Source organism: Pseudoalteromonas sp. SR41-4 (assembly GCF_014163985.1).
In the GTDB taxonomy this organism is placed as follows: domain Bacteria; phylum Pseudomonadota; class Gammaproteobacteria; order Enterobacterales; family Alteromonadaceae; genus Pseudoalteromonas; species Pseudoalteromonas rhizosphaerae.
Genome location: NZ_JACJEI010000040.1, coordinates 25,523 through 39,887 on the forward strand (window position 1 = coordinate 25,523; position 14,365 = coordinate 39,887).

The window sequence follows — 14,365 nt, forward strand, 5'->3', positions numbered from 1 at the left end:
GGCTAGTACATGAATGCTCAGCCCTCTGCGTTAGCAGCAAACAAACAAAATAGACAAGACACACAAGCAGGTCAAGAAATTGACCTTATGGCGCTGTTAGGCGCTTTGATAGATCGTAAATATTTTATAATCGCCTTAACAACAGTGTTTATGGTTGTGGGTGTGATTTATGCGGTATTTTCGACCCCGGTATACCAAGCTACTGCGATGATCCAAGTAGAAGAAAGCGGTGGCTCAGTCCCTGGTTTTGACGATATGTCGGGCATGTTTGAAAGTACCTCAGCTGCGGTAACAGAGATCGAACTACTTAAATCACGCTCAGTCATTGGTGAAGCAGTAGATACATTAAAGCTTGATGTAATAGCAGAGCCTAAATTATTCCCGTTTATAGGCAGCCGTGCTTTTCGTAAATTCAGCCCAATGAATGAAGGTGAGCTTGCCGAGCCTAGTTTTGGTGCTAGTTCATACGCTTGGGGTGGTGAGAGTATTGATGTATTTAGGTTTGATGTACCACGGTCTGCTGTAGGTAGCGAGTTTATACTTGTAGCGCAAGAAAATAATGCTGTGACATTGTTAAATGACGGAGGGGAAAAAATACTAACAGGTAAGGTTGGCCAAGAGCTAACCAACGGTAAATTTAACTTAACGATACGTGGTCTAAATGCCCGTGCCGGTACTGAATTTACAATACTACGTAAAGATCGCTTAAATACCATTCTAGATTTACAAGCTGCGATTGGTGCCAGCGAAAAAGGTAAAGATTCAGGTATCATTAACTTGAACCTACAGAGCGAGAAGCCACATTATGCTGAAAAAGTACTTGATAAAGTAGCGGGTATTTATGTACGCCGTAACGTAGAGCGTAATTCAGCCGAAGCACAAAAATCCCTTGAGTTTTTAGAAGTACAACTACCTGAGATTAAAAAACAGTTAGAATTTGCCGAACAACGTTTTAACGATTACCAAATTAAACGTCAGTCAATCAATATTACTCTTGAAACACAAGGCATATTAGAGCAAGTAGTTAAACTTGAAACTAAACTACAAGAGCTTGAGTTAAAACGCCTTGAAATGAGTCGCAAGTTTAAAAAAGATCACCCAACTTACCAAGGCTTAATTGAGCAAATTAGCGCGGTTAATGAACAGAAAAAAGAACTGGTTGGTGAAGTAGGTAACCTACCAGAGACTCAACAAGAGTTACTGCGCCTAAAACGCGATGTAGAAGTAAGCAACCAAATTTATACGCTTTTACTAAGCAAAACCCAAGAGCTTGATATAGTGCGTGCAGGCACGGTAGGTAACGTACGTATTATTGATTTTGCGGAGGTGAATACCTCAAAGCCGGTTAAGCCTAAAAAAGCCTTGATAGTAGTGATGGCCACTATGCTAGGGGGCATGTTAGCTGTTGCAATTGTGCTGGTGCAAAAAGCCATGCATAAAGGCGTCGAAGATCCAAATGAGATTGAGGCAATTGGTTTACCAGTATACGCCAGTGTACCGTACTCAGATTACCAAGAAAAACTAGCTGGTTTTGGAGCACGTAAAGCTAAAAATAAACCCAAATCGATACTTGCGCTTGATAACCCCGCAGACTTATCAATAGAGGCACTGCGTAGCTTACGTACTAGTTTACACTTTGCGATGATGGAAGCTAAGAATAACCTTATTGCAATTTCCGGCCCAAGCCCGGGTGTAGGTAAATCATTTGTATCAGTTAACTTAGCCGCAGTATTAGCACAAAGCGGTAAAAAAGTATTGATAATCGATGCCGATATGCGAAAAGGCTACTTACAAACCCAGTTTGGCTTAAAGTGGGATGATGGCTTAAGTGATTACCTGTCAGGGCGTTTAAACCTTGAGCAAATAACTAAGCAAACGCAGGTTGAAGGCTTAAGTGTAATTACTCGCGGGCAAATACCGCCAAACCCATCAGAATTACTTATGCACAGTAACTTTAGCAAGTTGGTTACAGAGGTAAGCGCAGCATACGATATAGTAATTGTAGATACACCACCAATTTTAGCGGTAACCGATCCGGCAATAGTTAGTGCTCATACAGGTACTACCTTATTAGTAGCGCGTTTTGGCCAAAACCATATTAAAGAAATTGAGCTAACCTGTAATCGCTTTGAACAAAATGGTACAGATGTAAAAGGCGTAGTATTTAATGGCGTAGTTAAAAAAGCTAGTAATGCTTATGGCTATTACGGTTATTACAACTACGAGTATAAATCGGATAAGTAAAAAGTAAGTCGTGCCTCAGGACAATAAAAATAGTAGACAATTTATAATTAAATTTTGAATAAAAATTACAGAATGGAGTGGCTGATGAGCCTAAAAGTAATTTCACTTAATGATGATCAAAGTAACATGGATGATTCTTTTGGCCTGGGGTCATTTCAATTGAAAGAGCATTTTAAATCCAAAAAAGAAGTGCTATCGCAAGCTACAATATTTGTGTACTGTCCGCCTGAACTTGCTAAAACTATAGGCCAAGTAGTTGAAGACTACTCATTTGATATTGTTGTTAACGATTACTCAATTACAGACTTTACAAAAAAAGTTGTTTGTCATTATCAAAGTAGTGATTTAACAAAAGCTGAGCGAAAGTTTTTAGTAAAAGCGACAGAGTATGGAGCTTGGGTAGAGCCTTTGGTCAGCTACTTAGATGATAGGCTCGGTTATACAGAAGTTAGGCTCTTACATAGTAGTTATTTTTTACATCAAAAAGCCTTTTCAATTTTGTCACATAAGAAAACGCAAGTGATAAAAAGATTATTGGATATAATAAGCTCTATTGCTCTCTTGATTCTTACACTACCATTTTCATTGTTAACAATGTTGTTAATAAAAATAGAAAGCCCTGGTCCTATACTTTTCAAGCAGAACCGCACAGGTCAATATAATATTGAGTTTGAAGTTTTAAAGTTTCGGTCAATGCAAAATGATGCTGAAAAAAACGGTGCTCAATGGGCTAGTAAAAATGATGTAAGGGTAACCAAAGTTGGTAAGTTTATTCGCAAAACAAGAATAGATGAAATTCCTCAATTAATTAATGTGATCAAAGGTGAAATGTCGATAATTGGTCCTCGTCCTGAGCGTGAGGTTTTTATAGAAGATTTGGAAAAAGAAATACCATATTATCGTTTTCGTCACGCTGTTAAACCAGGTGTAACGGGATTAGCACAAGTAAAATATCCATATGGAGCTTCGATAGAAGATGCAGTTTGGAAGCATAAATATGACATTTATTATATAAAACATCACTCTTTAATTTTAGATATAAAAATATTATTTTTAACAGTTAAAACAGTGTTATTTGGTATGGGGCGATAGATATGCAAATGCCGTTAGTCTCAATAATTATGCCAGCGTATAATGCTGAAAAATATATTAAGCAATCTATTGAATCAGTTATTTCACAATCTTACAGTAACTGGGAGCTATTAATAACAGACGATCGCTCAACGGATGAAACACAAAGAATTGTAGAGGAATACGCATCAAAAGATCCTCGTATAAAACTTTACATTAATTCTGAAAATGGTGGTGCAGGTGTTGCGCGTAATAACTCTATAAAACAAGCAAATGGGCGTTTTATTGCTTTTTTAGACGCAGATGACCAGTGGTTGCCTGAAAAGTTAACTAGGCAACTAAACTTTATGCTCAAAAATAATTACGCTTTCACTTTTACAGCTTATCAAAAACTCGAAGGCGAAACTCCTAAAAGTACTGTTATACCTCCAAGCTTTACAACCTATAAAAAGCTATTGAGTGGTAATGTAATAGGTTGTTTAACTGCGATGTATGATACTAGTGCACTTGGTAAGCAGTATATGCCACTAATACGTAAGCGGCAAGATATGGGCCTTTGGCTTAGCATATTACAACAAGTCCCTAACGCATATAGCTTACCTGATGTATTAGCTTTCTATCGAGTTGATTCTGGAATGACTCAAAATAAATTTAAAATATTAAAATGGCAATGGGATTTATATCGAAATGTTGTAGGCTTAGGATTATTTAAAACTTCAATTCATTTTTGTAGTTATGCACTACGTGGTTTTGTAAAACATAAAAAGTAAACAATAATGAATTTAAAAAAAATTATCTCTAATACTTCTTGGTTAATAGGAGAAAAAGTTATTATCATGATAGCAAATCTATTTGTTACCGTGGTGCTAGCTAGAGTTTTGGGCGCTGAACAATATGGGATGTTAAACTACTTATTAGCTATTATTGCTTTGGTAGCACCTGTAACCGCCTTAGGCCTAAATGCAATTGTAACTAGGGAAATTGTTAATAAACCAAGTGACACAAACAAAATTATTTCCACGAGTCTTTTTCTCCGATTTGGCTGCTCTTTAATCGTAGTTAGTTTATTTATCGGATTAATACTCTTCTCGAATGTTATTCAGGGTAAGGAGCAGCAGGTTGCATTAGTCTTGTTGTGTCTTGGGAATGTTTTTACATGCTTTTATGTTATGGATTTTTGGTTTCAAGCCCATGTAAAAGCAAAAGTCGTAACGAAAATGAAATTCGTTATCATAGTTTTATTTTCAATAATAAAAGTATTAATCGCCTTACTTAGTCCTAAACTTATTTATGTTATTTTAGCTTATTCATTAGAAGTCGCATTGATAGGTGTAGGTTTCTTATTTATTTATAACAAAACTAAAGAAGACAATGCTTTTAGTTTTAAAGACGTAGACTTTAATTATGCGCGTAAATTACTAAGCCAATCCTATTGGTTAATATTATCTGGCATAGCTTCTATTATATATTTAAAAATTGATCAACTTATGCTCAGACATATGGTTGACGTGGAAGCTGTTGGTACATATGCAGTTGCATCAAGGTTATCCGAAGTTTGGTATTTTTTTGCAAATGCACTGGTAATTACACTTTTTCCTGCATTATTAAAGATTAGAGGTAATCCAAGAAACTATCTTATAAAGCTTCAAAAAATATGTGATATTTTATTTATAGTTGCCCTATTATTAGCAATATTGGTAAGTGTTTTTGGCCCATTTTTTATTGTTTTACTTTTTGGTGAAGAATATAAAGCATCAGGTGTAATATTACAGTGGCATATTTGGGCCGCTGTGTTTGTATTTATGAGGGCTTTAGCAAGCAAATGGTTAATAGCTGAGAGCTTATTAAAGTACTCCTTAATAACACACGGGGTAGGGGCTATAATAAACGTCATTGCCAATTTATATTTTATTCCGAGATATGCTGGAGAAGGTGCTGCAATAGCTACAATTATTTCATACTTTGCGGCTTCATTTTTGGCTTTTTGGTTCAGTAAATCAACACGATTAATTGCAGTAGTTATGCTGAAATCAATTTTATTGCCTTTTACATTCGGTAAAAGGTATTGGAAAATAGGTAACAATAGTTAAATGCGTTCATTAATAAAGAAAGTGCTTCCCTCAAGTTTTGTTTATAAAATTTATACATTTAAAACAAAGTTAGATTTTTTATTAATTAAGTTTTTTTCAAAAAATAACTTTTTATCCTCACTCTATTATCTTTTTTTTAGTCGGGAGTTTGACCGTGAGCACCGCTCAGTTTTATTAGGGAGGAAAATTTACAAAAATTCACTTGATACTCAAATAGGATCTGTAGCGCTTTTAAGGCGTAACATTCATAGGTTAGAGAAAGGGTTAATAATGCAACCCCGAAGAGCGTATTTCGGTGAGGCGTATATACATGAGACTGTGGACTGTTATAACGATTGTAAGAAAAGTAAAGCAGCAGGGGAAGATGAATTAAAATGGGCTCACGATGTACTCCAGCATTACTTTGAATGTGTTACAGGCACAGAGAAGATATCACTAGCTAAAAACGATTTTATTATAGATACGTTTGCGGATTTACCTAAGTGCATTCCTTACAAACAGAATGAGAGACCAGAATTATCAATAAATTACGATGACCTTTGTACTCTTTTTAAAAGAAGGCGCTCTGTAAGGTGGTTTGAGCAAAAAGGAGTACCTGAAGACGTAATTAATAAAGCTGTTAATGCCGCAACATTTGCTCCGTCTGCTTGTAATCGTCAGCCCTACAAGTTTGTTGTAATGCGTGATGAAAAGAAAGCAACTGAAGTTGCTAAATTTGCCATGGGAACAACAGGTTTTGCTGAAAATATTCCTTGTTTAATTGCAATAGTTGGAGATTTGAGTGCTTATCCAGCAGAAAGAGATCGCCATGTAATTTACATAGATTCTTCTTTAGCTGCAATGCAATTGATGTTAGCACTTGAGACGCTAGAGCTAAGTACATGCCCGATAAATTGGCCAGATGTAGAAGAGAGAGAAAAGCTTATTAGTAAAGAGTTAAACTTACAATATCACGAACGAGTGGTTATGTTAATGGCTGTTGGTTATCCTCAATCTGAGGGTGGTATAGCTTATTCTCAAAAGAAAATGAATGATTTATTAGTTAAGGATTTATGAAGTTATGATGGTTGAAATCAAAGGTATAGGCCTACCAAATCGTGGCGCTGAGCTCATGCTCTTGGCGATTATTGAAGAGTTTGAAAAAAGAGGGGTAGATGCAGATTTTTTAGTTGAACCCTTAGGTGATTATAAAACAAGAGCTAAATATAATTTATTTCAAAAATCGCGCTTTTTTGGTAAAGGGTATAATTTTGGTTGGCCTTTTTCTTTATTTCCTAAAATCATCAGGGAAAAATATGGGATTGTAAATAAAAGCGAAATCGACTTAGTCATCGATGCATCTGGATTTGCATACGGCGATAAGTGGGGACCTAAGTTAATTAACGATAGATTAGCTAATGAAATAGATTTTTTTAAAAAAAATGATGTGAAAGTAGTTTTATTACCACAAGCATTTGGTCCATTTGAAAATAAAGCCGTTGCAGCTGCATCTAAAAAGATTTTCTCAATGGCTGATGTTCTGATGGCCCGTGACGATGTGTCTTACGAGTATGTAAACAAGCTTGGTAATTTTGAAAAATTAAGTCAATTTCCGGATTTCACAAATTTAGTTAAACCGATTGATATAGAAAAATATAACCACCTTGAAAATAGAGCTTGTGTAATACCTAACTTTCAAATGATTAGGCGCGGAAATAGCAAAGGCGAGCAGTACATTGAGACTCTTGCAAAAACTATCAAACACTTAGAAGCTCTAGGGCAAAAACCATATTTATTAATTCACGAAGGTGTAAGAGATTTAAGTTTAGCCAAACAGGTTAATAGTGCATTAGATCATCAGGTAGAGGTTGTTGATCCTCAAGATGCCTTAGCGATAAAAAGTATAATCAGCAAATCTTCTATACTAGTTGGCTCAAGATTTCACGGCATTGTGAGTGCACTTTCTACTGGCGTTCCTGTCGTTGCTATGGGGTGGAGCCATAAGTATGAAATGCTCTTAAAAGAATACGGAGTGCCTGAGTTATTAGTTGAGGTTAATGCTAATGATGTTACGTCAAGTTGTACGAGGCTTTTGAGTGATGATAGTTACAGGGCTACTACCTTAGCAACAATAAATTCTGCTTCTGTGGAACTTAAAAAGTTATCTACGCAAATGTGGGATAAGGTATTTAATGAGATCAAAAAATAGTAGAGGAAATTATGATTCTAGTATCTGTTATTATACCTTTTTATTCCTCTACTACGGGTTTATTAACTAAAGCTGTTGAAAGTGCTTTAAGCCAAACTATTGAAAACTTGGAGGTAATCATTATAGATGATTGCTCTCCAGTTAGCGGAGCAAAGGAATTGGAGTTAATCAATGATGATAGGGTTAGAATCATACGACACTCTAAAAATAGCAATGGTGGCATAGCACGAAATACAGGAATTGATAATGCCGCAGGCGAATATGTTGCATTCCTAGATTATGACGACATTTGGTATGAAGATAAGCTTGAAAAGCAATATAATTTATTCAAAGCTAATTCCATTTCTTATTCTAATTTAGTTGTTTATTCAATGTGTAAGATTATAGATGGAAATAGAACATTAATTAGACCAACAAGACCTATTAAAGAAAAAGAGTCAGTTGGTCAATACTTATTTTGTGCAAAACAAATAATACAAACCAGTGGTATTTTTTTAAAAACAAGCCTTGCAAAAGAAGTGAAATTTGACGATTTAAAACGTCACCAAGATTATCAATTCTGCCTCTACCTTGAAAATTTAGGTGCTAAATTCGTAATGTTAGAAGATGTAAGTTATGAGTTTATTCAAATTCCAAAATTAAACGACTATCATTTTTCATTAACATGGCTAGATACGTACTATAAATATTTGGATTATAAAGCCGTGAGAGGATTCAAAGGTCTTGTAATATTAAGAAGCATTATTAGTCATAAAAAAAGTAAAGAGGCATTTAAATTTGCATTTAAAGAAAAGCTATTAATAAATTATTTCTATATTATTTTTCTTAAGTTATCAAAAGAAATATATTTAAAAGCAAAGAAAAGGTGAACTGAATTTTGAAAATAGTTTTCTTTACAGCGTTATTTTTTCATTTTGGAGCGATCTTTTTCTCTTTTGATAATGGGTTCTTAACAAATATAAAGTTAGAAACTATTATCGTATCTTCTGTAGACCTTTTATTAGGTTTTTTAGTTTTGTATTTTGTACTGCAGAGATTTAAAGGAGTGAAATATCAGTTTGCGGAACTCTATGAAGAAAGCTATTTACCGGTAATTGAGAGATTAAAGCCAGTTATTTTTTTATTATTACTGTGGTCAGCTTTTCTCGCATTTCAATCTTATTCCTTGATTGGTGCTGGGATTTTAAGGCATCAGTTATTAAAAGAATATGATGCAGGTGGTTTAGACTACATGATACTCAGTGGTTTTTTTAAGTTATTGGTTCCCTTTGTATATTGTTTTAGATCATCATTAAACTTAAAGGTTATGAGCCTATTAGGATTAATAATGGTAATAATAATTACAGCTTCAAGATCAGAATTAAGATATGTTATTCACTTTTTTCTAATTTTAATGATATTTAATCAAGGTAGAGAAGGAAGCGTGAGGTTGATAAAGTTTACTTTAATGGCCTTTCTTATGATTGCGTTTGCAATACTTAGTACTAGTTTAATACAAAATAGACCTATATCTGATGGGGTAAATGCTATTTTTGACATTGTTCGAAATGTATTTACTTATCGAGCATACGGGTATTATCTTGGTGAGGTGGCTATGCAAAATTCATTCTATCTAGATAAGTTGTTTTTTCCATTTGGCGGGTATATTTCAGAGTTTTTTATGAAGAATATCACTAACATTACTGTGCCAATCGATTCTGCTTATGTCGGCGGACTTCATGAGCTTGGAACTAGTCCTTCTACAGGAAGGCCTTATCTGGCAAATGTAGTCTATCCATGGTGGAGTTGGTTTGTAGGAGTTTTCGGTTTTCTTGGTTTGATTGTGAAAGCTATTTATATTTATATACTTCTTTATATGATTTTACTGAGAAAGATGATTTTCACATTGGTTATGTTATTAAGTTTTGTATTATTGGGAACTGCAGTTTCACATCCATTTATGACGTTAACTCATGTATTTTCTTTTTTTGTTGCTGTTGTTTTTGACTTTGTAATTTATTACTTATCGTCACGTAAGTTTTTATTAAAGGGTAAGACATGAAAATAGTTTCCTTCGTTGGTGAAACTTTTAGTAGTTTTAACGGTGTTTTTTATACAAAACCAACATCGGCGGCATTTTTACAAGATGCGGTAGGTAAAGACAATGTATTTGTTTGTTCGCCATCAATTAAAGCAAGTGTTAAACCTGCTAATTTTAGTACTGAGGTTCAAGAGAGTAATTTTCACTCGTTTCCAGCTTATGAATCCACTAAAGATTTTGCCATCAAGAGCTTATTTAAACAAGGTTACTTAAAATCTTACCAAAAAGCTGCTGACAAAGTTATAGCCAGCCATAAAGGCGCTTATTTTTGGATTAGAACTCCATCGATTGGTAGCATTGTTTTTGGCTTACAGGCATTAAAAGCTGGTGAAAAGGTGTTACATCATATGTGTGCTGATGCATCTAAAACTTGGAGAGATAGTAAATACTCTTTGCCAGAAAAAATATTTGGCTTTTTATTATCGCGCTATATACGTTTTAAATTAGGTCAAATCTGTAGCCATAAAAATACTATTAACTTGTGTACTGGTGATTCACTGGAGCAATTTAGTAATAAATATGCACCAGATAGTACATTTCAGTTTGTTGATTTAATGGTGAAAAAGCCAAAATTGACCTCTTCACCGCTTTCCCCTCAAAATATAGTAAAACTTTTATTTATAGGTCGTATAGTTAGCGATAAAGGTATTTTTGATCTTATACACGCTATGAGCTTAGTAAAAGGTAATGTAGAGTTAACAATTATTGGTGATGGTCCTGATTTAGAAAAATCTAAGCAGTTAGTTAAACACTTAAATCTTTCTAAGGAGGTCCAATTCAAAGGCCAGTTACCGCATTCAGAGTTGGCAGTTTATTTAGAAAACACTACGGTTGTGGTTGTTCCTTCTGATAACTATTACGAGGGTTTTCCGCGGGTAATTATGGAGGGGTGGGCTTACAAAAAACCTGTCATCGTTTCTAATGTTGGCGGAGTGAAGGCATTTGTAAAGCATGGTGTTAATGGTCTTGTTTTTCAACAAGGTGATAAAGCAGGGTTATTATCTTCAATACAATTATTACTCGAAGATAATGAGCTTTTACAGCTATTACAAAAAGGAGCTGAAAGTATGGCTCCTTTATCTAACCAGCAATATTGGATTGATCAAACTCTGAGTATAATAGGTGAAAATAATGAAACATAAAATGTTATTGCTATATTCATGGTTGGTTAGAACCTTTTTTATTTTTTTACCAGATATACCAGTAATAATGCGTTTAAGGGGATGGTTGTATAGTTTTGGAATGCGAAGTGCTGACAAAAATCTTCAGGTTTCAGCTAATTCCAAGTTAGTTGGTTTAGAAAACCTTAAGTTCGGTAAAGATGTTTATATTGCATCTAATGTTGTTATTAATGCAAGTTGTATAATTAACATAGAAGACGAGGTTATGATTGGTATAGCGAGTATTCTTGTATCAGGAGATCATACTATGAAAGATGAAAGCTATAGATACGGCAAACCTATAAGAAAGCCAATATTTATTGGACGAGGGAGCTGGGTTGCTGGCAATACCTTAATAACTGCTGGTGGTTCTTTACCACATTCAAGTTTGCTAGCCGGTGGCGCTGTTTTGAGCAAAAAATTTGACGAACCTGGTATATATGGAGGCGTACCAGCTAAACTAGTAAGAAAAAATTAATTTGAATAATGACATATGGAATAATTACATGTTTAGAAAATTGATTTACCGTACCGGATGTTTAATTCGAAATCCTAGTATAGAAAAGTGTTATAAAGACCTCAAAGCAACGGAGTTTTCTTCAAGTTCAGAGCTTCATGATTTACAACTGGAAAAACTTAAGGCCCTCTTAAAATTTTGTTACCAATATTCAGACTTCTATAGGAATTCCTTTGATAAAGTAGGGATTAACCCAATGTCAGGGCCTGTCAATTTTGATATTTTAAAAAAAATTCCAATCCTTACAAAAGATGAATTGATTAAGTTTAATTCAGAAATTCATACAACTAGCTCATTTGAATTTAAAAAAAAGTTTTTCTCTGAAACTTCTGGTTCAACTGGTCAAGCATTAACTTTTTATAAGGATGAGGTCTGGGATTCTTATAATAGAGCCTCTATAAATAGAGGTTTGAGTTGGTTTTCAATATCTCCTTGGGAATGCAATGGTTATTTCTGGGGGTTTAATTTTGTTTTGTTGCAAAGGTTAAAAACAAAGTTATTAGATTTTTTATTGTGCCGTTTTCGTCTTTTTTCATACTCGGATAATGATTTAGATAAATTTTTGAGTAAGTGCAAACGAGCAAAGTACTTAGAAGGTTATAGCTCAATGATTTACGAAGTTGCAAAACTCGCTAATAAAAAAGGTGTTAATCTAAAAAATATAAAGTTAATAAAAGGTACATCTGAAAAAATATACCCACATTATAGTAGTGAGACTATAAAAGCTTTTGGTAATAAAATTATTAGTGAGTATGGTTCTGCTGAATCTGGAATCATAGCATTCGAATGCCCAGCTGGAAATATGCATTTGAATGAAGAAACTTGTATTGTAGAATGTATTGATGGCAAAGCTATAGTGACTAATTTAGTTGCGATGTCTTTTCCCACACTTAGATATGATCTAGGTGATTACATAGAAATTTCAGATACCGAATGCGATTGTGGTAGAAAGCATAAAGTATTAAAAGAGGTTACAGGTCGAGTGGGTAAAAATATAATAGGTTTTAATAATAATTACCCATCTTTAACTCTTTATTATGTTTTTAAAAATATAGCTCTGGAATCAGGTTTAGAGTTAACCTACCGTTGCGAGCAGCATACTGTAGGTTTTCTTGTAGTATATTTAGAGGTTGAAATAACAGAGTCATTAGTTTCTTTGCTAGATAGCGAGTTTAGTAAATATTTCAAAAATGACATGAAATGTGAGTATATAGAAAAATCTACTGTTAGAATTAAAGGGCGTAAATTGAAAGATTTTGAAAGCTTTATTGATTGAAAGCATAGCTACTTTACAGTTTAATATGTAATACAGTGTTGCTTGCAAGTTTTATAGTATCAAGAATTAGTTGATATTTAGATTGTATAATCATAAATTTTTTAATTCCGATTGATTCGGAATATTATTTATTTTTAAAATGGATTAAAAAATGAAAATTGCAGTAGTTGGTACAGGTTATGTTGGCCTGTCTAATGCTATGTTGCTTGCGCAACACAATAAAGTTGTTGCGCTTGATATAGACGAAAATAAAGTCGCACTTTTGAAAGACAAGCAATCACCGATTGTTGATGTTGAAATAAGTGATTTTTTACAAAATAAGCAGTTAAATTTTACCGCGACCACAAATAAAGAGTCAGCATTGGTTGGTGCTGAATTTGTAATTATTGCAACGCCTACCGACTACGACCCTGAAACAAATTATTTTAATACCAATAGTGTTGAGTCGGTTATTAAAGATGTAATGAAAATTAACCCAACGGCTACTATGGTTATTAAATCAACTGTACCGGTGGGTTATACGCAGTCGATTAGAGAGAAGTTTGGCACTGATAATGTAATATTTTCGCCAGAATTTTTACGTGAAGGTAAAGCGCTTCACGATAACTTGTATCCATCGCGTATTATTGTTGGCGAGCAAAGTGAGCGAGCAAAAACGTTCGCTAATTTATTGGCTCAAGGTGCAATAAAGCAAGATATTGAGATTCTGTTTACTGATTCAACAGAAGCCGAGGCAATCAAGTTATTCTCAAATACCTATCTTGCAATGCGTGTTGCCTATTTTAATGAGCTTGATAGCTATGCTGAGAGCCATGGTTTAAATGCGAAGCAAATTATACAAGGTGTAAGCTTAGATCCACGTATAGGTAACCATTATAATAATCCTTCATTTGGTTATGGCGGTTATTGTTTACCAAAAGATACCAAGCAGTTGTTAGCTAACTACAAAGATGTGCCAAATAATATGATTGGTGCTATTGTTGACGCTAATACAACGCGTAAAGATTTTATTGCTGATTCAATTATTAAACGTAATCCTAAGGTAGTTGGCGTATATCGCTTAGTTATGAAAGCAGGCTCAGATAATTTTAGAGCATCTGCAATCCAAGGTATTATGAAGCGCATTAAAGCTAAAGGGATTGAAGTTGTAGTCTATGAGCCAGCTTTAAAAGAAGAAGCTTTTTTCAATTCACGTGTTATAAAAGATCTCAATGAGTTTAAACAGCTTTCAGATGTCGTGGTATCTAACCGTATGGTGGAAGAGCTAAGTGATATTGCAGATAAAGTATATACGCGCGATTTATTTGGTAGTGATTAAAATAAAGGTAAAGGGATTAGGTGTTAGGTTTTAGGTAGAGATTAAACCAAGCACAGTGTTAGGGTTAAGAGTCGGCGGGGCTTTATGCCGCGGGTCTAAAAACTCATGGCTAAAGCCATTTCCTACAGGGTGTAAATTTATCGTAGGAGCCTGCTTTAGCCGCGAAAGATTTTAATTGATTTATTTATAAAGGTGTTAATGAACACGCGTCAGCAAGCTTAACGCCTACGGTGTTAAATTGTATGCTAGTGTTTAATTACGTGTATGCGAATGGCTTGCCACCGCGAAAATGTTAAAGGTGTTAGGTGTTAGGTGTTAGGTGTTAGGTAGAGATTAAACCAAGCACAGTGTTAGGGTTAAGAGTCGGCGGGGTTTAAAAACTCATGGCTAAAGCCATTTCCTACAGGGTGTAAATTTATCG

12 protein-coding genes are annotated in these 14,365 nt (G+C 34.5%); all 12 read left to right on the top strand.

From position 1 onward, the window contains the following. Positions 1-9 precede the first annotated feature (9 nt). The 12 genes from H5180_RS21205 (at position 10) to H5180_RS21260 (ending at position 13,944) form a co-directional block, all read left to right on the top strand. Positions 10-2,244: a polysaccharide biosynthesis tyrosine autokinase gene (locus H5180_RS21205; protein WP_182759037.1), complete on the top strand. Its 2,235-nt coding sequence runs from the start codon at positions 10-12 to the stop codon at positions 2,242-2,244. A 126-nt stretch (positions 2,245-2,370) separates the two neighbouring features. Then, the gene (locus H5180_RS21210) at positions 2,371-3,336 is read left to right on the top strand and encodes a sugar transferase (protein WP_404936350.1); all 966 of its coding nucleotides are present in this window, start codon (positions 2,371-2,373) and stop codon (positions 3,334-3,336) included. Positions 3,337-3,338: 2 nt separating this feature from the next. Beyond that, the gene (locus H5180_RS21215; protein ID WP_182759039.1) at positions 3,339-4,085 is read left to right on the top strand and encodes a glycosyltransferase family 2 protein; all 747 of its coding nucleotides are present in this window, start codon (positions 3,339-3,341) and stop codon (positions 4,083-4,085) included. A gap of 6 nt (positions 4,086-4,091) precedes the next feature. After that, the gene (locus tag H5180_RS21220; protein ID WP_182759040.1) at positions 4,092-5,405 is read left to right on the top strand and encodes a flippase; all 1,314 of its coding nucleotides are present in this window, start codon (positions 4,092-4,094) and stop codon (positions 5,403-5,405) included. After that, a complete protein-coding gene (locus tag H5180_RS21225; RefSeq protein ID WP_182759041.1) occupies positions 5,406-6,461 on the top strand; it encodes a nitroreductase family protein in 1,056 nt (351 codons plus the stop codon). Positions 6,462-6,465: 4 nt separating this feature from the next. Further along, complete coding sequence (locus H5180_RS21230) at positions 6,466-7,593, top strand: polysaccharide pyruvyl transferase family protein (RefSeq protein WP_182759042.1); 1,128 nt, start codon at positions 6,466-6,468, stop codon at positions 7,591-7,593. An 11-nt stretch (positions 7,594-7,604) separates the two neighbouring features. Continuing rightward, the gene (locus H5180_RS21235; protein ID WP_182759043.1) at positions 7,605-8,462 is read left to right on the top strand and encodes a glycosyltransferase family 2 protein; all 858 of its coding nucleotides are present in this window, start codon (positions 7,605-7,607) and stop codon (positions 8,460-8,462) included. An 8-nt stretch (positions 8,463-8,470) separates the two neighbouring features. After that, positions 8,471-9,634, top strand: coding sequence for a hypothetical protein (locus H5180_RS21240; RefSeq protein WP_182759044.1), 1,164 nt, complete (start codon positions 8,471-8,473; stop codon positions 9,632-9,634). Beyond that, positions 9,631-10,815 carry a glycosyltransferase gene (locus H5180_RS21245; RefSeq protein WP_182759045.1) on the top strand — a complete coding sequence of 395 codons (1,185 nt, stop codon included), beginning with the start codon at positions 9,631-9,633 and terminating at the stop codon, positions 10,813-10,815. The genes H5180_RS21240 and H5180_RS21245 overlap by 4 nt, the downstream gene beginning before the upstream one ends. After that, the gene (locus H5180_RS21250) at positions 10,805-11,311 is read left to right on the top strand and encodes an acyltransferase (protein WP_182759046.1); all 507 of its coding nucleotides are present in this window, start codon (positions 10,805-10,807) and stop codon (positions 11,309-11,311) included. The genes H5180_RS21245 and H5180_RS21250 overlap by 11 nt, the downstream gene beginning before the upstream one ends. Positions 11,312-11,339: 28 nt before the next feature. Next, positions 11,340-12,626, top strand: a complete 1,287-nt coding sequence (locus H5180_RS21255) for a phenylacetate--CoA ligase family protein (RefSeq protein ID WP_182759047.1) — start codon at positions 11,340-11,342, stop codon at positions 12,624-12,626. A 151-nt stretch (positions 12,627-12,777) separates the two neighbouring features. Next, complete coding sequence (locus tag H5180_RS21260) at positions 12,778-13,944, top strand: nucleotide sugar dehydrogenase (RefSeq protein ID WP_182759048.1); 1,167 nt, start codon at positions 12,778-12,780, stop codon at positions 13,942-13,944. Positions 13,945-14,365 lie beyond the last annotated feature (421 nt).